Raw genomic sequence first — 19,080 nt, 5'->3', positions numbered from 1 at the left:
AAGGCCAAGGCTAGAGTCCCAGCGCGCTGCCGATCAGGGCGCGGGGGTCGGCGGCTCCCGCGAGCACGCCGGACGGCAGCACGTCGATGAGGTGGGCGTGCCCGAAGTTCGACCCGTACGGCACGGCCGCCACGGTGTGGCCGCGCTCCCGCAGGCCCCCGGCCCAGGGGGCGCCGTCCTCGACCTCGACGACGGCCGCCTCCGGCCACGTGCCGAACCCCGTGTCGCCGGTGGCGAGCGCCCAGCGCGGAGCGCTGATCACCTGACCGGGGTTCTCGTGGTGCCCCAGGAGCCGGGTGACGAGCTGCAGCAGGACCTGCGGCTGGGCGTCGCCGCCCATCGTGCCGACGACCGACCGCAGCGAGCCGTCGGGCCTGGTGATCAGCGCCGGTGCCAGGGTGTGCGGGGGCCGTCTGCGCGGGCCGTACTCGGCGGGGTGGCCTGGTGTGAGGCTGAAGCCGATGCCGCGGTTGTGCGGGGGCCGTCTGCGCGGGCCGTACTCGGCGGGGTGGCCTGGTGTGAGGCTGAAGCCGATGCCGCGGTTGTGCAGGTTGATCCCGGTGCTGGGCTCGAAGAGGAGGCTGCCGAAGCCGGCCGCGTTCGACTGGATGAGCGACACGCCCATGCCGTCCCCGTCGACGACGCACAGATACGTCGTGTCGCCGCGCGCACCGTGGTCGTGGAACGCCGTTCGGCGCTCCGGGTCGATGAGCGCCCGCCGATCGTCGGCCGAGTCGAGTGGAGCGACAGCGCCCTCGTGCAGCACGTCGAGGCGGTCGTGCCCGGCGGCCCGCGCGGACTCCACGAGCAGGTGCGCCCAGCGCGGGTCGGCCGGGTCGTCCGGGAGGTCGAGCTTGGCGAGGATCGCGAGGGACAGCAGCAGCAGGTAGCCCTGGGAGTTCGGCGGGATCGTCCACACCCGGTGGCCGAACGCCTCGACCTGGAGGGGCTCGACCCAGTCGGCGTTCGGCCGGGCCAGGTCCTCCGGGACGTACTCGCCGCCGCCGAGCGCGAGAAGGCCCTCGCCGAACTCGCCCTCGTAGAAGGCCGCCCGCCCGCCGGAGGCGAGCGCCTCCAGCGCCCGCGCGACGCCGGGACGGCGGATCACGTCACCCGGCTGCCTGGCGGCGGCGAAGTCCCCGGCTCCGGGGAGCGAGCCGATGAACTCGCCGCCGGGAGCGAGGAACGGCGAGGCCGGAAAGCCGCCCCTGGCGTGCCGTACGGCCGGGGCGAGAAGCTCTGCGAGCGGCAGCCGCGCGTAGCGTTTGTGCAGGGCGATCCACCCGTCGGCGCACCCAGGCACCGGCACCGACCGGATGTCCTGCAGGTGCGGCATCCGGTCCCGGCCCTCGGCCCGGAGCCGCTCCGGGTCGGCCCCCGAGCCGGACCGGCCCGACGCGTTGAGCGCGGCCGTCGAGCCGTCGTGGACCAGGGCGAACAGGTCGCCGCCCAGCCCGCACATGTGCGGAGCGGTGACGGCGAGCACGGCGTTGGCCGCGATCGCGGCGTCTACGGCGTTGCCTCCCCTGTCCAGCATGGCGACTCCCGCCGCGGAGGCCAGGTGGTCGACGGTGCACACCATCCCGTTCACGGAAAACCGAGTCTCGCTCATGGATGGCGACTCTACGACGGGGTGAAAGCCTCGCTTGGGCCGCCCCTAGAGTTGCTCCCGAGGAGAAATAGTGACGAATGCGGAGGAACCACCGTGGTCCGGGCGCTGGTGTTCGACGTGGGCGAGACGCTGATCGACGAGACGCGGATCTGGGGGCGCTGGGCGGACCGGCTCGGGGTGCCCCGGCTGACCTTCATGGGCGTGCTCGGAGGCATGGCCGCGCTCGACCGGCCGCACGGGGACGCGTTCGAGCTCATCCGTCCGGGCATCGACGTGGAGGCCGAGATCGCGGCATGGCGGGAGGAGGACCCGGAGGGCCTCCGCGAGAACTTCGACGCGGAAGACCTCTATCCCGACGTACGGCACAGCCTCGAGGCCCTGCGCGACGCCGGATATCAGCTCATCGTCGCTGGCAACCAGCCGCCGCAGGCCTACAGCGCCCTCGTCGCGATGGACCTGCCCGTGGACGCCATACACACATCGGCGGCCTGGGAGGTGGAGAAGCCCGACCCCGGGTTCTTCGCCAAGGTCGCGGCGGTGGCCGGGTGCGCCACAGGGGAGATCCTCTACGTGGGCGACCGGCTCGACAACGACGTGCTGCCCGCCAAGAGGGCCGGCATGAGGACCGCCCTGCTTCGGCGAGGGCCCTGGGGCTTCCTCCACGCCGAGCGGGTCGACGCCGCCGAGGCGGATCTCGTCGTGGACGGCCTCGCCGACCTCGTCGCCCGTCTCGCCTGACCGTGGCGCCCTGACCGTGGCGCCCTGACCGTGGCGCGGGGCTCGCTGCGCGGGGCTCGCCGGGTGAGGCGAGGGCTGGGTGAGGGTGAGGACTGTGCCGTGGCTTACTGGGGCCGGAGGCGGCGGGCGAGGAGCTCCCGCAGGGCGCCGGTCGTGTCGGAGAGCCGGTTGAGCGAGGCCAGGAACGCGTCGGGCTCGTCCAGTACGGCGAGCAACTCGGCGCTGACGTCGGCTCGCGCCGCCCGCCCCGCCTCGATCGCGGCGCTTCCCCGTGCCGTCAGCTCGATGACCCGTGCCCGCTGGTCGTCTGAATCGACTCGGCGGGCCACGTAGCCGGCTCGCTCCATCTCGGCCGCCACCTTCGAGGCGCCCTGCGGGGTCATTCCCAGCAGCCCCGCGAGGTCCGTCACCCGCACGGGGCCGGCCAGCAGGTGCTGGAAGACGTATCCGTGCACACTCCGCGTCTCAGGATGGCCGGCCTCGGCCATCCGCCTGCGCACCTCGGCGTCGCACGCCGCCGCCAGGGCCGTGAGGAGAAGTGTGAGGTCGCTTGACGCCATCGCCGCATCGTCCAATACTCAACCATGGTTGCGCAACTATGGTTTCATAAAGGAGGCGACGATGTTCTGTGATCCGGTGTTCCGCCCTGTCGCGGAGGCTGTGAGAGAGACCGTTGAAGGCACCGGCGGCGGCGCGGCGCTCGCCATCCGGGTGGGGAACCGTCCGGTCGTCGACGTCTGGTACGGCACCGCCGACGAGCACGGCACGCGGCCATGGGAGGGCGGCACGGTCGTCAACGTCTTCTCCGTGTCGAAGGGGATCGTCGCGACGCTGGCGCATCGTTTCGCCGAGCGCGGCCTGATCGACCTCGGCGCGCCCGTCTCCACGTACTGGCCCGAGTTCGCCTCCACGGGAACGGTCGCCGACCTGCTCGCGCACCGCGCCGGCCTGCCCGCGGTCCGCCCGGCCCTGCCGCCCGGGGCGCTCTTCGACTGGGTCGCCATGACGGACGCCCTCGCGGCCGAAAGCCCCTGGTGGACGCCGGGGGAGCGGCACGGCTACCACGCCGTGACGTTCGGCTGGCTGGTCGGGGAACTGCTGCGGCGCGTCAGCGGGCGGGAGGTCAGGGACCTCGTCCGCGAGGAGCTCGCCATCCCGGGCCTGTCGATCGGGCTTCCCGAGCGGGACGCGGGCCGAGCGGCCTTCGTGCTGCACGTCCCGCCCGCTGACGTCCCTCACCGGGGGGCCGCGCCGCCGCCTTCACGGCTGGCCGAGGCCATGAGGGACCCGGAATCGCTCACCGCCAAGGCGTTCTGCAACCCCGCCGAGCAGCTCACTCCCGGCCTGCCGAACACCAGCCGGTGGCGGGCGGCCCAGATCCCGGCGGCCAACGGCCATGCGAGCGCCAGAGCGCTCGCCACGTTGTACGGCGGGCTCCTGTCCGGTGAGATCGTCGGGAGGGAGGCGTTGGACCGGGCCACCGAGGTGTGGAGCGAGGGAGACGACGAAGTCCTTCTGGGCCGGACGCGCTTCGGCCTGGGGTACATGCTGCCCAACGAGATGCGTCCCTTCGCTCCCAGCCCACGCGCGTTCGGGCACAGCGGGTCGGGCGGAGCGCTCGGCTTCGCCGACCCCGACGCGGAGATCGCCTTCGGCTATACGCCGAACCGTCTCGTCTTCAGCCCCTCCGGCCCCGACCCTCGATGGACCCTCATCGTCGGCGCGCTGTACGGATGCCTATGACCGCGCCCCAGACAACCCAAGCGTCCACAGCCCCGGCAGCCCAGGAGCCCGACCAGCCGGGGCCCGGCCGGGGGGGGGACTACTGCTGCTGCTTCTTCTCCTTGATGGCCTTAAGGAGCTCCTCCTTGGTCATCTGCGTGCGCCCGGGGATGTCGAGCTCCTCGGCCTTCTCCAGAAGCTGCTCCTTGGTCCGCACCAGGGGCTTGGGCGGAGTCTGAAGCTCCTCGGCCTTCCGCCGGCTGAACGCACGGCCCAGCTCCGCGAGCTTCTCGGGGGGAAGTGCCTTCGCCAGGTCGGGGAGAATCTCGGTCTCCTCCTCCCGCACGTGGTGCGAGACCGCCTCGACCATCTCCTGGAGCAGCGTGTCGAACTCCGGCCCGTCGGGGTCCGCCTGGAGAAGGGCGCTGAGGATCTCCTCGGCCTCGTGGTGCTCCTCCTCGCCGTGGTGGACTTCCTGCCTGTCCTCCGGCCGTGCCTTGGCGAGCGCGGAGTAGACCTTGTCCTCCTCCGCCCGCGCGTGCGCGATGAACTTCGCGGCCAGCTCCGCCAGGAGTGCCGGGCGGTTCTCCGGCATCTTCTGGAGCCGCTCGAAGAGCGATTCGACATCGCGGTGATCGGCCGTGATCAGACTGATGACGTCCGTTGCCATGGTTCCTCCTCGGGGTGGAACCCCGGCACTACCCGGCTCGGGGCGGCTCACACCGCGCGCCAGTCTCGCTGTCCAACAGGGACCCCAGCATTCAGACGGCAGGTCCGAGCGGGCAGCGTCAGCCGGCCTTGGTGAGTAGGCCGTCGTACTTGAGGACGCCCAGGTCGTCGGTCCACTCGTAGGCGAGCGTCTCGCCCTTCGTCGTGAGGTTCACCGTGCCCGGGACGCAGCCACCCGCGTTTCGGAGCAGGAAGGTCGCCTCCGAGCTGGTCGCGCCGATCAGCGTCAACGTCCCGTCGCAGGAGTTGGCCGGCTCCTTCCACCTTCCCTTGTCCTGCCCGCGCCGCAGCACGATCTCGATGTCGTACTCGTCGGTCAAGCCCGCCGGGGTCGGCGTGATGTGCCCCCGCCAGGTGCCGGCGAACGCCGCCGGAATGGTCGCGCCCTTCCCGCCACCGCCGCCGGTCTTCCCTCCGTCTCCGTTGCCGCCGGTGTCCCCGCTCGTGTCTCCGGTGGTCGTGTCCCCGGGCCCTGGTGTGCTCGCCGGAGTCGCAGTGCCGTCCGGTGTGCCGGTCGCCGTGCCGGTCGCCCCGGACGTCTTCGCCGCGGCGGAGGACGCGGCCGACGTGTCCGGCGAACTGGCGACAGCCGTACCGGACGAGGGCAGCAGGCGCGGCACGAGCAGCGCGGCGGTGACCGCGAGAGCGGCCGTGGCGGCGGCTATCCCGGTGATGACGCCTGCCCGCGATTTGCGCCGCCTCAGCCCCGGCTCGGTCGCCAGCACCCCATGGCCCGTCAGCTGACTCGCGGGCGGCCCCGTCCGGTGTGCGCCGGGCTCGCCGCCCGGATGACCGGCCGGGCCGGGAGAGACGGCGGCCGCCGCGCCCGCGCCAAGCGGGTCGCGGGCCGAGCCCACGAGCTCAAGGAGCAGGTCGCGGGCGGTCGGCCGCGCCGCCGGATCCTTGTCCAGGCAGCGCTCCACCACCGAGCGGAGGGACGCCGGCACGGCGGACACGTCCGGGTGGGTCGTCATGATCCGGTGCAGGACGGAGGCCACGCTGTCGGCCCCGAACGCCGGGCGTCCCGTGGCGGCGAAGACCATCGTGGCGCCCCACGCGAACACGTCGGACGCGGGGGACGCCGGATGCCCGGCGATCTGCTCGGGAGCGAGGTAGGCGGGGGTGCCGATCGGCCCCGCCGTGATCGTGTCGCTCTCGCCCTGCCGGGCGATGCCGAAGTCCACCACGCGCGGGCCGTCGGGCCCGAGCAGCACGTTGCCGGGCTTGAAGTCGCGGTGGACGATCCCCGCCCCGTGGATGGCGGCCAGGGCCGTGGCCGTACCGACCGCGAGCCTGTCCAGCTCGCCGCCCCGCAACGGACCGCCCGTGGAGACCCGCTGCTGCAGGGAGGGCCCGTCGATGAACTCGCTCACGACGTACGGCTCGCGCCCCTCGACGACGGCGGTGATCACGCGGGCGGTGCAGAACGGGGCGACGCTGCGCATCGCGTCCAGCTCGCGGGTGAGCCGCTCCCGCACGGCGGGATCGAGCCCGGTCTTGAGGATCTTCACCGCGACCGGCCCGCCGTCGGGGGTGTGCCCCAGGTAGACGACTCCCTGGCCACCCTCGCCGAGCCGTCCGCTCAGCCGGAACTCGCCGAGCGCGCGGGGATCATCCGGGTCCAGGGGGGCGACCATGGGTCATACCGTAGCGATCGTGACCGCCGTCCGGTACGGCTGAAGCCGCCGAGCGCCGTCGGATATGGCTCAGGGCTCCCGAAGCCGCCGTCGGGTGCGGCTCAGAGCTGCCGGAGATCGATGGCGTAGGCCAGCTGCCGGCGTCCGGCGTCGCTCATGTGCAGGTGGTCTCCGTGGTCGTACGCCGGGGCGAGCTGTTCGGGGATCTCGGGGTCGCGGAGGGCCTTGTCGAAGTCGGCGACCCCGTCGAAGGCTCCGCTCGTCCGGATCCACCTGTTGACCTGCTGGCGGATCTCCTCCCGCTCCTCCGTCCAGGTGCCGAAGCCGTAGAACGGCGTGAGTGTGCCGCCGATGACCCGCAGCTTCCTGGAGTGCGCCAGCTTGATCATCTTTCGGTACGCGTAGATCAGCGGCTTGGCCGAGGTGTAGTAGCCCCGGGAGATGTCGTTGATGCCCTCGTAGATGACGACCGTCCGCACGCCCGGCTGGGAGAGCGCGTCCCGGTAGAACCGGCCGAGGCCGCTCGGACCCACGTTGGAATGCAGGATGCGGTTCCCCGCGATCCCGGCGTTGAGGACGCCCATCCTCCTTGGGGCGGACAGCCGAACGAGCCGGTGGTAGAGGTAGTCGGTCCACCGGCGGTTGGCGTCGTTGTTCTGGCCGGTGCCGTCGGTCAGGGAGTCGCCGAACGCGACGACCGACCCGACGGCGGGCGCGGCCTCGACGGCGATGCGGTCCAGGAAGTACCACTGGTTGCTGGTGTAGCTGAACCCGTCCGCGGTCTCGTCGGCCGCGTAGTCGCCCGGCTCGGACAGGAACGTCGTCGCGTAGGCCCGGTCGTGGCCCGTGACCCCCTGGACGTTGGCGGGCACGTACAGGCTGACCACCACGTTCTGGCCGCCCGAGATCTTGCCGGGGAGGGGGTCGCTCCACGCGGCCCGCCCACGCGGCACGGTCACCGACTTGTGGCCGCCGAAGGTCACCGGCTGGTTGGTGTCCGTGAGGATCTCCGCCCCGTACGCCTGGATGCCGACGTGGACGCTCTTGAAGGTCACGGGCGCGGCCCCGAACACGTTCGACAGGCGGATGCGCACACCGGCCCCGCCGATGCTGGCGTGCACGATCATCCGGACGGTCTGGCCGCCGATGGCCGTCATCAGCCGGTCGCTCGCCGTCGTCCACGTGCCGACCAGATGGCTCGCGGGCTTCCGGGGGGCATGGGCGCCCGCCTCCGCCGGGGCGGCGGTGAGCATGGCCGCCAGCGACGCGGCGAGAGCCAGGGCGATCACGGTCAACCGGTGAGCCGGCCGTGTCATCCGATTCCTCCAAGGATGTGAACCGCGAGGGTTGTGACTTCGGGCGGGTGAGCGGCGTGCGCGGCGTGCGCCGGCGGAACGGCGTCCGTGACGCCTTACCTTACGGCTGTTTTGCCAGTGGCAGAGGAGAGTGAGGCGTACGCGCGTAAAAGCCGATCGTGTCTGCTTGAATCGGAAGCGACGCCACTTCGAGACGCCACTTCGAGACGCCACTTCCGAGACGCCGCGTATCGACGCCGCCAAGGCGAAGCCCCCCGAGGACACGACGAATGCGCCGGTCCAGGCACGACGACGACGGATTGCCCGTCCCGCGGAGACGGCGGCCGGCGATCGCGGCCCCCGCCGCGGCCGGCTTCGCCGCCGCGGTGGCGAGCGCGCTCGGCACCTCGCTCGACATCTGGACCCTTCCCGTGACCGCCCGGGTCGGGATCACCGTCGTCGTCGCGCTGCTGGTCGGTGCGCTGACCTGGGCGACCGCCGAGCCGCGGGCCGACGCGGGTGCGGGAAGGGCGGCCGAGGGCGCGCGGCCTCCCGCCGAGCTGCCCCCGGCCATCGCGCACTTCACGGGACGCGCCGAGACCCTTGCCGAGCTGCGCGAGCAGTTCGCCGAGGGAGGCGGCGACTCGCCGCTGGTGGTGTCGATCTACGGGCAGGGCGGTGTCGGCAAGTCGGCGCTCGCGACCAAGTTCGCCCATGAGGTCATCGACGAGTTCCCGGACGGTCAGCTCTACTTCGACCTGCGTGGCACGGACGGGGCAGTGCGGCCGGAGGACGTGCTCCTCGGGTTCCTCCGGGCCCTCGGCGTCCGGCTCACCACCGACCCCGGCGGGCTCACCGAGCTGCAGAAGCTCTGGTGGACCTGGACCAAGGACCGCCGGATCCTGATATTTCTCGACAACGCTCAGCACGCTGATCAGATCAAGGTCGTGGTGCCGCCCGAGCCGCGCTGCGCGGTGATCGTCACCTCTCGCCAGCCGCTCTTCCTGCGCAACCGCTATGACAGGCAGCTGGGGGCGTTCACCGAGGCGCAGGGAGTGGAGCTGCTCGCCCGGCTGGCGGGGGACGACCGGGTCGCCGCCGACCTCGACTCCGCGCTCACGATCGTCCGGCTGTGCGACCGCCTGCCCCTCGCCATCAGCATCTGCGGCGGACGCCTGGCGACCAGGGGGAACTGGTCCCTGCGTGAGCTGGCCGTCCGGCTCGGCGACGAGCGGCGCCGCCTCGGCCAGCTCGAAGTCGGCCCCGAGATCGACAAGAGCGTCCGCGCATCCCTGCAGCTCAGCTACGACTACTGCACCGACATCCAGCGCCGTCTGCTGCGCCTGCTCGGCCTGCTGACGGCGCCCGACGTCCAGGCCTGGGTCGCGGGTGACCTGCTCGACACCTCCGAGATGGACGGCGCGGACCAGTTGGAGGCGCTGGTCGACACCCAGCTCGCCGAGTCTTCCGGCAGGGACGCCACCGGAGCGCTGCGCTACCGCCTGCATGACCTTGTCCGGCTCTTCGCCCGCGAGCTCGCCGTACGGGAGGAACCGGAGCCGCAGCGCCGCGCGGCCATCGAGCGGGTCCTGTACGGCTACCGCCGCCGGGCGGAGACGGCCGCGACCGACCGGTGGCCGCAGGACTGGCGGCGCAGGGGCACGCGGAGGGGACCCGCCACGAACAGGCCGGAGTCGCCCGCCGAGATCTCCTCGGCCGAGTGGTTCACCGCCGAGAGGGTCGCCCTGCTGTCCGCGATCCACATGGCCAGGTCGGCGGAGCTGTGGGACCTGGCCTGGGGCACGGGCCGCGCCTTCTGCTCGCTCTGCCACTCGCTCCGCGCCTACTGGTCCGACTGGCAGGCGGTGGCGGACATCGTGTGCGAGGCGGCCGACAGGACGGGGGATTCCCGGGCCATGGGGATCGCTCTCCTGGAGCGCTCGGCCGTCATGGGCGGTCTCGGCCGGACGGAGGGGGCCCGGCGCGACGCCGAGCGCGCGCAGAAGATCTTCGCTGAGCTGGGGGAGTCCTGGTGGGAGGCCCGTGCCATGCGGGCCGTCGGCATGACGCTGTTCGGCGACGGCAACCTCGACCGGAGCCAGGGCCATCTCATCGGGGCGATCAGCACCTTCAAGAGCGAGGACGACCGCTGGTGGCAGGCGAGGACCCAGCGCAACCTGGCCGAGCTGCGGCTGGCCCAGCGGCGGCACGCCGAGGCGAGACGGCTTCTTGAGGACTCCCTCGCGGTCTTCCAGGCCGACGGCAACCGTTACTCCGAGGCCCAGACCCAGCGGGTGCTCGGGGAGGTGCTGGCCGCCGAGGCGCGGAGCCTCCAGGCGGCGGGCGACGCGATGGGCGCCGAGCGCAGGTTCATCCTGGCCGGCAACGCCCTCCGGTTCGCCGTCCGGGCCTTCCGCGACCGGCACGAGGAGTGGGAGGAGGCGCGGTGCCTGCGCGCGGCGGGGGAGATCGGCGACCCGCAGAACGGTCTTCAGGAGTACGCCTCCATGCGCCAGGCCAAGGAGATGCTGGTCAAGCTGGGCGACTCCTGGGGTGTGGCCAGGACGGAGCTGTCGGAGGGGCGGGTGCTCGCCAGGCTCGGCCGTACGACCGAGGCCGTGGCCGCCCTGCGCGGCGCCGTACGGGACTTCGAGGAGCTGGGAGATCGCTGGTGGCAGGCGCGCACCCTGCGCACGCTGGGCGAGGTGCTCCTGGCGGCGGGGCGGCGGGAGGAGGCGCGGAAGCCGGTGACGGAGGCTTTGGAGATCTACCAGGGGCTTGGCAACGAGGCGGGTGTGTCCCGTGCGCGGGAAGCGCTCGAACGAGTGATCCGTCCGTGATAGCGGCCGTCCACACAGTCGTCATCTCGCGGTACATCTCGGCGGATAAGCTCATGGGCGATGAACGAACAAGAGCGTTGGATAGTCCTTGAAGGCGCGGTCAACGTACGGGACCTCGGCGGCCTCCCCACCACCGACGGAGGGACGACCCGGTTCGGCCGGATCCTGCGGGGTGACAACCTCCAGGGGCTGACCGGCAGAGACGTCACCCAGCTCGTCAGCGATCTCAAACTGCGGCACGTGGTCGACCTCCGGTCGGACGCGGAGGTCCGGCTGGAGGGGCCCGGACCGCTCACCCGGGTCCCGGAGCTCGGCATCCACCACCTCAGCCTGTTCTCCGAGGGCGGCCGATTCACCGACGTCGAGGCCGACACCATCGACGACCGGGCGCTGCCGTGGCAGGACGAGCGCGACGACGAGGCCTTCGCGGAGCTGCGCGTCACCGGCTTCTACTACGGCTACCTGCGCGACCGCCCCGACTCGGTCGTGGCCGCGCTGCGGGTGCTCGCCCGTGAGGACGGCCTGGCGCTGGTCCACTGCGCGGCGGGCAAGGACCGCACCGGGGTCGTGAGCGCGCTGGCGCTGGCGGTCGCGGGGGTCACCCATGACGCGATCATCGCGGACTACGTGGCGACCGGCGAACGCCTGGAGAAGATCCTGGCGAGGCTACGGGCCAGCGAGACCTACCGGGCCGACCTGGATTCCAAGCCCGCCGACAGCCACCTCCCCCGGCCCGAGTACATGGCCCAGTTCCTCGCCACGCTCGACGACAGGTTCGGCGGCCCGTTCGGCTGGCTCGACGCCCACGGATGGACCGCTGAGGACACCGAGGCGCTGCGCTCCCGGCTCCGCCACTAGAAAGCCGGTCAGCCAACCGTCGCCGTGATCATGCATGGTTTCCTGGGAGGCGGCGCGCTAGGTCGGCTCCACGACGGTGTGGGTGGTGGCGGAGCGCTTGGCGGCCTCCAGCACGGCGAGGGTCTCGACGGCGGTCTCCATCGTGACGGGCGGCGGGGCGCCCTCCCGCAGGCAGGCCACCACGCCCGCGTAGAACTCGGGGTAGGCCCCGGGCTCGGTCGGGACGGTACGGCTGTCGCCGTCGACGCCCAGCACGCCCCAGTGCTCGGCCGGCTCGGCGCCCCAGCCGGGGCCGCCCGGACGTTCGCCCGCCCGCAGACGGTCCTCCTGCGGGTCGAGGCCCCACTTCACGTAGGCGGCCTTGGACCCGAGGACCCGGAACCGGGGCCCGAGTTGCCCGGCCACCGCGGTCATCCACAGGTGGGAGCGCGTCCCGCTCTCATGGGTCAGGGCGATGAACGCGTCGTCGTCGGTCTTCACTCCGGCACGCCTGATGTCGGTCTCCGCGTAGACCCGCGACGCCGGCCCGAACAGGCGGAGCGCCTGGTCGACGAGATGGCTTCCGAGATCGAAGAGGACGCCGCCGATGTCGTCCGGGCCGCCCAGCTCGCGCCAGCCGCCCTTCGGCACCGGACGCCAGCGCTCGAACCGGGACTCGAAGCGGTGGACGTCGCCCAGCTCAGGAAGCAGGCGGCGGATGGTGAGGAAGTCGCCGTCCCAGCGCCGGTTCTGGAAGACGGTCAGCATGAGGTCGCGGTCGCGGGCCAGCCGTACGAGATCGTGTGCCTCGGCGGTGGTCCCGGCGAGCGGCTTGTCCACGACGACCGGGAGGCCCGCCTTCAGCGCCTCCTGGGCCAGCGGCACGTGGGTCCGGTTGGGGGAGGCGATGACGATCAGATCCGAGCGGTCCCACAGCTCGTCGGCGGAGCCGACGACCTCCGCACCGGGGTGGTCCCGCCGTACGAGATCGGCCTTGACGGGGTCGCGGGTGACGACGGCGGCGAGGCGCAGCCCGGGCGTGGCCGCGATCAGCGGCGCGTGGAAGAACGACCCGGCCGGGCCGTAGCCCGCCAGCCCGACGCGGACCTCATCAGATTCGTACGGCATGAGCACACGATATGCCGAATGGATCAGTTGTCGCGGTCGTCCCGTTCGGCGAGGAATGCCTCGAACTGGGCGGCCAGTTCGTCGCCGGTCGGCATGGGAGTGCTCTCGGCGAGGAGGTTCTCCCGCTCGGCGCCCGACTGGAAGGCGTCGTACTGCTGCTCCAGCCCCTGGATGGCGCCGGACAGCTCCGCCGAGGCGCTGATCTGCTCCTCGATCTCGGCCGTGGTCTTGTCGGCGGCGTCCCTGAGACTGTCCATGGGGAACACCAGACCGGTTCCGCGCGTGACCGCCTCAAGTGCGGCCACCGCGGCCTGGGGATATTCCGCCTGAGCCAGGTAGTGGGGCACGTGGATGGCGTAACCGAGCGCGTCGTGGCCCTTGGCCCCCAGCCTGAACTCGATCAGGGCCTCGATGTTCCCCGGCACCTGCACCTTGCCGAAGGGGCTCGGCGGGCCGGTGACCAGCTCGGGACGGCTGCCATGGGCCGTGAGGCCCAGCGGGCGGGTGTGCGGGACGCCCATGGGGATGCCGTGCACGCTCACCAGCTTGCCCACCTTCAGCCGGGTGGCCAGCATGCCGATCGCCTCGGTGAACAGCTCCCACTCCCGGTCGGGCTCCGGGCCCATCATGATCAAGAAAGGTGTTCCGGTCATGTCGTGGGTGAGGCAGACCACCAGTTCCGGCGCGTCGTAGTCGACCCAGTGATCGCCGTCGAACGTCATCGTCGGCCTGCGGGACCTGTAGTCGAGCAGGCGGTCCACGTCAAAGGTCGCCACGATCCGGTGCTCGAGCTCGGCGAGCAGGTGCCCGAGGGCGAGCTTTCCGGCGCCACCCGCGTCCACGAACCCCTCCAGGTGGTAGAGCAGCACCGGATCGGACAGCTCGGGAAGGTCCCCGTCGAGCCGGTAGAGATCCGTGGGGTCGAACACCGTGTCCCAGCCTTTCGCAAAGGGTCTTTACCTAGTGAACCGACGGAGGACCGTCTGGATTCCTGCGATTGCGGTGGACCCTATCGGTGGACAATGGTTCGTATGGAGCCGGACCCGGAAGTGGAAGAGCTGGCGACCAAGCTGTTCGGCCTCGCGAGGGCGGGGGAGACCGGCCCGTTGTGCGCGTACGTCGACGCGGGGGTGCCCGTGAACCTGAGGAACCAGAACGGCGACACGCTGCTGATGCTCGCGGCCTACCACGGGCACGCCGGCACGGTCCGGGCCCTGGCCGAGCGGGGCGCGGACCCGGATCTCGCCAACGACCGGGGGCAGACCCCGCTGGCGGGCGCCGTGTTCAAGAAGGAACCCGAGGTGGTCAGGGCGCTCGTGGACGCGGGCGCCGACCCTCGGGCCGGCACGCCGTCCGCCCTGGAAACCGCTCGCATGTTCGGCAACTCCGAGCTTGTCGCGCTGTTAGAAAAATAAGTCAAGAGTCCGAAATAGCCTTAAATGCCGCTGGTCTAGCGATCTATTCAGCCGATGGTCATGCTGGGCGGGTGGCTACTACCTCCGCGGACCCCATCAGTAGGCACCCACTCCGCATCCCCCCGCTCGCCAGCCCCTTCCCCAGCGCGGTGAATCCGCACGTCGAAGAGGTCGACCGGGAAACGCTGGCGTGGCTCGCCGCTTCCGGGATGATCGGCGACGAGGATCACCTGGAGCGTTTCCGCCAGGCCAGATACGGACTATTGGGTGCGCGCACGTATCCCTACGCGACACGGGAGCTCTGCCAGCTCGTCACCGACTGGTGCGTGTGGCTTTTCGCGTTCGACGACGCCTTCTGCGAGTCGGACCGGCGGGCCGCCGAGATCGCCCGGACCCTCCCCCAGCTCTACACCGTCGTCGACGACCTCGACGGGGGTGAGGCGGTCGAGAACGTCTTCGCGCGCGCCCTGCTGGACGTCAAGTCCCGGATCGCCGCCCACGGCGACGCCGACCAGCTCGACCGGTGGCGCGCCATGACCAAGGACTACCTGTTCGCCCAGGTCTGGGAGGCGGCCAACCGGGAGGACGACGTCGTCCCCACCATCGACGACTACATCTTCATGCGCCGCAGGACCGGGGCGATGCTCACGGTCTTCGCCCTGATCGACGTGGCCGCCGAATGCCGGCTCACCCCCGGCGAATGGCGGCACCCCGCCGTGCGCGCGATGACCGAGCACGCGAACGACGTCGTCGTGTGGGACAACGACCTCATCTCCTACGCCAAGGAGCGGTCGGCGGCCAACATCCGCAACAACCTGGTCAGCGTGCTGGCCCGGCACACCGGCTGCACCGTCCAGCAGGCGATGGACCGGATCGGGCGGATGCGCGACCAGGCCGTCGCCGAGATGGTGGCGCTCGGCCCGGTCCTCAACTCGCTCCGCTCGCCGTGCGTGTCCGCCTACGCCAGGGGCCTGGAGTACTGGATCAGCGGCAGCGTCGACTACTCGCTCACCAGCTCCCGATACGTCGACGCCTGGCGCTGACCGGTCCCGCGTTCAGTCCAGGGGAGTGCGCAACTCGTCGAAGTCGTCCAGCGCGAACTCGATGAGGTCGCCCAGGTTGAGCCGCGTTCCCTCGGCGTACGCCTCCTCGTAGGCGGCGTCGCCGATCAGCTTCCTGCACTCCTTCACACACTGCTCGTGCTCCGCCGTGAAGAACGGCGAGCCGAACTGGGGCAGGCCGAAGGTCCGCCAGTTGGCCTGGGCCGCGCCGAGGAGGAGCGCCGTGCGGTCGGGCCGGCCCAGATCGAGGCTGAGCCGCGCCAGCGTGTCCACGCAGAGGACGACGCCGAGCACGTCGTGGAAGTGCCGTTTGATGCGCAGCGCCTCCTTGCAGCTCGACAGCGCCTCGTCACGCCGGTCGGTGGCGCGCTGGATCAGCGACGTGACATACCAGCAGTAGGACCGCAGCCACAGCTCGCCCCGCTCCCGGCAGACCTTCAGGCAGTCGGCCAGCAACGCCTCGGCCTCCAGGAAGTCGCCCTGGGCGAGCAGCACCATCGACAGCTCCACGATCGCGGGCAGCAGCCCCGGGTTGAGCTCGCGCCCTCCCCGGTGGAACTCGATGGCGACGCCGAGCAGGGCCGTGGCCTTCTTCGCGTCGCCCTGCAGCATGGCGGCGGTGCCCTGCATCTTGGTGGCCAGCAGCACGGCTCCCGAGTCGCCCACCCGGACCGCGTCGGTGCTGCACTCCTCCGCCGCCGCGAGCGCGCCGGCCATGTCGCCCTGGGCGCTGCGGATGTAGGCGAGCACCCACAGCGCCTTGCAGCGTTCCTTGCTCGGCGTCGGGCTGGCCTTGAGCGCCCGCTCCAGGTAGACCGTGCCCTCGCGGGCGAACCCGCAGGCCACCCAGAGGAACCACAGGGACGACAGCAGCTCCAGCCCGACCTTCGCCTCGCCCGGGGTGGTGAGGCAGTAGTCCAGGGCGACGCGGATGTTGTCGTGCTCCTGCCGCATCCGCGTGAACCAGTGCACCTGACGCGGACCGGACCAGGAGTGCTCGCTGCGCTCGGCGAGCTGGAGGTAGTAGTCCCGGTGACGGCGGCGCAGCGTGGCCGTCTCGCCGAGCTTGTCCAGCCACTCCCCGCCGTACTGCCGCAGCGTGTCGATCAGCCGGTAGCGCTGGCCCGCCGGTGTGGCGAAGCTCAGCAGCACGGACTTGTCGACCAGGCCGGAGACGACGTCCCCAATGCCGCCGGCCGCCAGGGCGTCGCCCGCGCAGACGTAGCGGGCGGCCTCCAGTTCGAAGTCTCCCGCGAAGACCGACAGCCGGGCCCACAGCAGCCGCTCGGCCGGCTCGCACAGCTCGTGGCTCCACCCGATCGCCGCGCGGAGCGTCTGGTGCCGCGGCAGTGCCGTACGGCTGGCGCCCGCGAGGAGGCTGAACCGGTCCGCGAGCAGGGCCAAGATCTGCTCGACCGACAGCGTCTTGAGGCGGACCGCGGCCAGCTCGATGGCCAGCGGGATCCCGTCGAGGCGGTGGCACAGCTCCGCGACGGCCGTGATGGTGTCCTCGTCGACCACGAAGTCGGGCACCACGGCGGACGCCCGCTCGCTGAACAGCTCGACGGCCTCGTTGTTGTACGGGTTCTCCGCCGGGTCGTCACCGGGCACGGTCAGCGGTGGGACGGCGAGCGTGTACTCGTACCGCGAGTTGAGCGACCGGCGGCTCGTCGCGAGAACGCGCAGGTTGGGCGCGGCGTCGAGGAGCTGCTCGATGAGCTCGGCGCAGGCCTCGACCAGGTGCTCGCAGGTGTCCAGCACCAGGAGGATCTCGCGGTCGGCCAGCCACTCCGCCAGCGTGTCCGCCCCGTCCCTGGCCCGCTGGTCGGCGATGCCGAGCGCGGCGGTGATCGTGTGATGGATCATCCCGGGATCCTGCAACCGGGCCAGGTCGGCGTACCAGACGCCGTCCCTGAACTGCCGGCGGATCTGGTGCGCGATGCGCAGCGCCGTGCGGGACTTGCCGACGCCGCCGATCCCGGTCACGGTGACCAGCCGGGACTCCTGCAGCCGCTGTCTGAGCGACGCGAGCAGCCGGGTGCGGCCCACGAAGCTGGTGAGCTCCACGGGCAGGTTGCCTTCTCGTCGCCATCCTGCTGGCGTTGCCATGCCGCCTCACGGGGGGGTCGTCCGGCGTGCTGTCTGTCCCGGCATCGTACCTTCGGGGGCCGACAGATGTCCGGGGGTGCCACGGTGACGTTTCTCCGCCGTGTGCGGCCGGGACGAGGGGAATTCGCGCGTCATCCTTCCCGGTGTTGCCGATACGATTGGCCCGTGACTGTGCAGCATCCGGATGACATGCGTCCGGTGGACCTCTTCGACGAGGGACTGCCGGTGCTGCCCGACCAGACCAGCGACGACACGGATCTCGGGTGGGGCGATTGGCGCCCCGACTCCGACGATTCCCACTACCTGGAGGAACGCCCACCGCACTGGGACTGAGGCGGCAGGCCGGGCACGCTCAGGTCAGCCGCAGCTGGAGCCAGAGGAACAGCCGCGCGTCGGCGTCGCCGAGCGTCAGGCCGAAGATCTCCTCGGCTCTGCCGAGGCGATACCTGCAGGTGTTGGGGTGCACGTTGAGCCGCCGCGCCGTCGCCGAGATGTCGCCGCCGGAGGCGAAATAGGCCAGCAGCGTGTCGCCGTAGGACGTGCCATGCTCGCGGTCATGCGCGCGGATCACCGGTCCCGCGCCCTCCGACAGCCGGGGCATCAGCGTGGACAGCTCGGCCAGCTCCGCCAGCGCGACGCTCGGCCTGACGTCGTCGATCGTCGCGACGGCGGGAGCGCCGGGGTCGTCCTCCTCCCGGCTCGCCAGCGCGCGCAGCACCGCGTCCGCGTCGTCGCGGGACTTGGCGGCCGCGCGCAGCCCGGTGACGACGGACCCCAGAGCCGCGCGTACGGGCACTCGCAGGGCGCGCCGGGCCCGGGACGCGATGTCGGTGATCAGCTTCCGGTGCGCCGCCCCCGGTGACCCGGCGGGCAGCAGCGCGTAGACCGTGCCGCCGATCAGGGCGCAGCCGTGGCGGCCGTAGTGCGCCTCACAGTGCAGGCTCACGAGGTCGGTGAGCTGAAGCGCCGCTCGGGCCGCCACCACGCCCTCGGGATCGTCGGACGTGATGAGGAAGGCGGCCACGACGGCGCTCGCGTCGGGCCGCATGCCGAGCTGCGGGGCCACCACCGTGGCGCTGGCCGGGTCTTCCAGCACCCGGCGGAGCAGGTCGCCGCGCCGGCGCCGGGCGAGGTCGTGAGCCGTGCGAGCGCGCAGCAGGTGCAGGGCGGCGATGTGGGCGGCGTTGTCGAGCGCCCGCTCCGCGTCCTCGCCCAGGTCGTCGTCGGCGTCGACCACCCAGAGGGAGCCGAGCAACTCGCCCCCGGCCCGCACCGCCACCGCCATCCGCGCCAGGCCGCCGGGCTCCGCCGGGAATCGGCACACCCCGTTCGTACGGGCCAGCAGGCGGTACTGCTCCTCGTTGACCGGCGCGTACGGCACGTGCAGGCCGAGGATGCCCTGCCGCCGGTCCTCGTCGATGGGCTGCCCTTCGAGCGTGGAGTACGCCAGGATCCGCTGGTGCGGATCCTCGATCGCCATGGCGCCGCCCACCGCCCCCGCGATCGCGTTCGCCAGCGCGAACAGGTCTCCGGTGTCGGGTCCGGCCGCGCCGGGGCCGGTGCACGCGATGTCCGACAGCGCGGAGGAGACCAGCGCGTCGAGCTGCTGCCAGGTCAGATCCTCGTCGGCGGACAGCAGCGCCGCTCCCGCGGCCTCGGCGACCGCCGCCAGCTCGGTGACGGGCTCGCCGTAGCGCTTCACGACGACCCCGGCGAACCCGGCCTCCGCGGCCCGCCGCACCAGCTCCTCGGCCTGGGGCCTGGCGGGGCGTGTCCCGACCGCGAGCAGGAGCGCTCCGTCGAGCCTCGGCAACGGCGCGCGCGGTTCGTGGATCAGCGTGCCGGACACCGGGACGTCGCCGCCGCGCGGAGCGGCGATCAGGCGGAGCGACGACGGCCCGAGCGCGTCGAGGAGCTGCTTGACGCTCGAAGTGAACACCTGGTGATGGTAAATGGG

The 19,080-nt window shown here is 71.8% G+C and carries 16 protein-coding genes; 7 read left to right on the top strand and 9 right to left on the bottom strand.

Annotated features, from left to right (window positions below):
• Positions 1 to 10 precede the first annotated feature (10 nt).
• Entirely contained in the window at positions 11 to 1,612 is a 1,602-nt protein-coding gene (locus tag ABH927_RS27430; protein ID WP_370026200.1) for a gamma-glutamyltransferase family protein, read from the bottom strand.
• Between the two features lie 93 nt (positions 1,613 to 1,705).
• Between ABH927_RS27430 and ABH927_RS27425 the strand changes: the two genes are divergently transcribed.
• Positions 1,706 to 2,350, top strand: a complete 645-nt coding sequence (locus ABH927_RS27425; protein WP_370026198.1) for an HAD family hydrolase — start codon at positions 1,706 to 1,708, stop codon at positions 2,348 to 2,350.
• Positions 2,351 to 2,454: 104 nt separating this feature from the next.
• Here ABH927_RS27425 and ABH927_RS27420 read toward each other — a convergent pair whose 3' ends face one another.
• Positions 2,455 to 2,910, bottom strand: coding sequence for a MarR family winged helix-turn-helix transcriptional regulator (locus tag ABH927_RS27420; protein WP_370026196.1), 456 nt, complete (start codon positions 2,908 to 2,910; stop codon positions 2,455 to 2,457).
• A 61-nt stretch (positions 2,911 to 2,971) separates the two neighbouring features.
• Here ABH927_RS27420 and ABH927_RS27415 point away from each other — a divergent pair, with 61 nt between their 5' ends.
• Entirely contained in the window at positions 2,972 to 4,093 is a 1,122-nt protein-coding gene (locus ABH927_RS27415) for a serine hydrolase domain-containing protein (RefSeq protein ID WP_370026194.1), read from the top strand.
• Between the two features lie 79 nt (positions 4,094 to 4,172).
• Here ABH927_RS27415 and ABH927_RS27410 read toward each other — a convergent pair whose 3' ends face one another.
• From ABH927_RS27410 to ABH927_RS27400, 3 genes are all read right to left on the bottom strand, one after another.
• Positions 4,173 to 4,742: a hemerythrin domain-containing protein gene (locus ABH927_RS27410; protein WP_370026192.1), complete on the bottom strand. Its 570-nt coding sequence runs from the start codon at positions 4,740 to 4,742 to the stop codon at positions 4,173 to 4,175.
• A gap of 118 nt (positions 4,743 to 4,860) precedes the next feature.
• Entirely contained in the window at positions 4,861 to 6,438 is a 1,578-nt protein-coding gene (locus ABH927_RS27405) for a serine/threonine-protein kinase (protein ID WP_370026190.1), read from the bottom strand.
• 101 nt (positions 6,439 to 6,539) lie between these two features.
• The gene (locus ABH927_RS27400) at positions 6,540 to 7,754 is read right to left on the bottom strand and encodes an SGNH/GDSL hydrolase family protein (RefSeq protein WP_370026189.1); all 1,215 of its coding nucleotides are present in this window, start codon (positions 7,752 to 7,754) and stop codon (positions 6,540 to 6,542) included.
• A gap of 269 nt (positions 7,755 to 8,023) precedes the next feature.
• Between ABH927_RS27400 and ABH927_RS27395 the strand changes: the two genes are divergently transcribed.
• Positions 8,024 to 10,573 carry a tetratricopeptide repeat protein gene (locus tag ABH927_RS27395; protein WP_370026187.1) on the top strand — a complete coding sequence of 850 codons (2,550 nt, stop codon included), beginning with the start codon at positions 8,024 to 8,026 and terminating at the stop codon, positions 10,571 to 10,573.
• 60 nt (positions 10,574 to 10,633) lie between these two features.
• Positions 10,634 to 11,431, top strand: coding sequence for a tyrosine-protein phosphatase (locus ABH927_RS27390; protein ID WP_370026186.1), 798 nt, complete (start codon positions 10,634 to 10,636; stop codon positions 11,429 to 11,431).
• 57 nt (positions 11,432 to 11,488) lie between these two features.
• Here ABH927_RS27390 and ABH927_RS27385 read toward each other — a convergent pair whose 3' ends face one another.
• Together ABH927_RS27385 and ABH927_RS27380 are read right to left on the bottom strand one after the other, a co-directional pair.
• Complete coding sequence (locus ABH927_RS27385) at positions 11,489 to 12,538, bottom strand: Gfo/Idh/MocA family oxidoreductase (RefSeq protein ID WP_370026184.1); 1,050 nt, start codon at positions 12,536 to 12,538, stop codon at positions 11,489 to 11,491.
• Between the two features lie 23 nt (positions 12,539 to 12,561).
• Entirely contained in the window at positions 12,562 to 13,467 is a 906-nt protein-coding gene (locus tag ABH927_RS27380) for a proteasome assembly chaperone family protein (protein ID WP_370026183.1), read from the bottom strand.
• 102 nt (positions 13,468 to 13,569) lie between these two features.
• Here ABH927_RS27380 and ABH927_RS27375 point away from each other — a divergent pair, with 102 nt between their 5' ends.
• Both ABH927_RS27375 and ABH927_RS27370 read left to right on the top strand, forming a co-directional pair.
• Positions 13,570 to 13,953: an ankyrin repeat domain-containing protein gene (locus ABH927_RS27375; RefSeq protein ID WP_370026181.1), complete on the top strand. Its 384-nt coding sequence runs from the start codon at positions 13,570 to 13,572 to the stop codon at positions 13,951 to 13,953.
• 71 nt (positions 13,954 to 14,024) lie between these two features.
• Positions 14,025 to 14,996, top strand: a complete 972-nt coding sequence (locus ABH927_RS27370; RefSeq protein WP_370026179.1) for a 4-epi-cubebol synthase — start codon at positions 14,025 to 14,027, stop codon at positions 14,994 to 14,996.
• A gap of 12 nt (positions 14,997 to 15,008) precedes the next feature.
• Here the strand turns inward: ABH927_RS27370 and ABH927_RS27365 are convergent, their stop codons facing one another.
• Complete coding sequence (locus tag ABH927_RS27365) at positions 15,009 to 17,123, bottom strand: AAA family ATPase (RefSeq protein WP_370026177.1); 2,115 nt, start codon at positions 17,121 to 17,123, stop codon at positions 15,009 to 15,011.
• 165 nt (positions 17,124 to 17,288) lie between these two features.
• Here ABH927_RS27365 and ABH927_RS27360 point away from each other — a divergent pair, with 165 nt between their 5' ends.
• Positions 17,289 to 17,456, top strand: a complete 168-nt coding sequence (locus tag ABH927_RS27360; protein ID WP_370026175.1) for a hypothetical protein — start codon at positions 17,289 to 17,291, stop codon at positions 17,454 to 17,456.
• Positions 17,457 to 17,475: 19 nt separating this feature from the next.
• On the opposite strand, the gene ABH927_RS27355 is transcribed toward ABH927_RS27360, so the two are convergent.
• Positions 17,476 to 19,062 carry a PucR family transcriptional regulator gene (locus ABH927_RS27355; RefSeq protein ID WP_370026173.1) on the bottom strand — a complete coding sequence of 529 codons (1,587 nt, stop codon included), beginning with the start codon at positions 19,060 to 19,062 and terminating at the stop codon, positions 17,476 to 17,478.
• Positions 19,063 to 19,080 lie beyond the last annotated feature (18 nt).

It is taken from the genome of Planotetraspora sp. GP83, assembly GCF_041262585.1.
Lineage (GTDB): Bacteria > Actinomycetota > Actinomycetes > Streptosporangiales > Streptosporangiaceae > JAOEGB01.
Note: the sequence above shows the minus strand (reverse complement) of the source record. Positions and strands in the feature narration are given on the sequence as shown.

What these genes read in the sequence shown, in the direction of transcription:
- ABH927_RS27430 (WP_370026200.1), bottom strand. Translation starts at nt 1,612, where the DNA reads ATGAGCGAGACTCGGTTTTCCGTGAACGGGATGGTGTGCACCGTCGAC.
- ABH927_RS27420 (WP_370026196.1), bottom strand. Translation starts at nt 2,910, where the DNA reads ATGGCGTCAAGCGACCTCACACTTCTCCTCACGGCCCTGGCGGCGGCG.
- ABH927_RS27415 (WP_370026194.1), top strand. Translation starts at nt 2,972, where the DNA reads ATGTTCTGTGATCCGGTGTTCCGCCCTGTCGCGGAGGCTGTGAGAGAG.
- ABH927_RS27410 (WP_370026192.1), bottom strand. Translation starts at nt 4,742, where the DNA reads ATGGCAACGGACGTCATCAGTCTGATCACGGCCGATCACCGCGATGTC.
- ABH927_RS27405 (WP_370026190.1), bottom strand. Translation starts at nt 6,438, where the DNA reads ATGGTCGCCCCCCTGGACCCGGATGATCCCCGCGCGCTCGGCGAGTTC.
- ABH927_RS27400 (WP_370026189.1), bottom strand. Translation starts at nt 7,754, where the DNA reads ATGACACGGCCGGCTCACCGGTTGACCGTGATCGCCCTGGCTCTCGCC.
- ABH927_RS27395 (WP_370026187.1), top strand. Translation starts at nt 8,024, where the DNA reads ATGCGCCGGTCCAGGCACGACGACGACGGATTGCCCGTCCCGCGGAGA.
- ABH927_RS27390 (WP_370026186.1), top strand. Translation starts at nt 10,634, where the DNA reads ATGAACGAACAAGAGCGTTGGATAGTCCTTGAAGGCGCGGTCAACGTA.
- ABH927_RS27385 (WP_370026184.1), bottom strand. Translation starts at nt 12,538, where the DNA reads ATGCCGTACGAATCTGATGAGGTCCGCGTCGGGCTGGCGGGCTACGGC.
- ABH927_RS27375 (WP_370026181.1), top strand. Translation starts at nt 13,570, where the DNA reads ATGGAGCCGGACCCGGAAGTGGAAGAGCTGGCGACCAAGCTGTTCGGC.
- ABH927_RS27365 (WP_370026177.1), bottom strand. Translation starts at nt 17,123, where the DNA reads ATGGCAACGCCAGCAGGATGGCGACGAGAAGGCAACCTGCCCGTGGAG.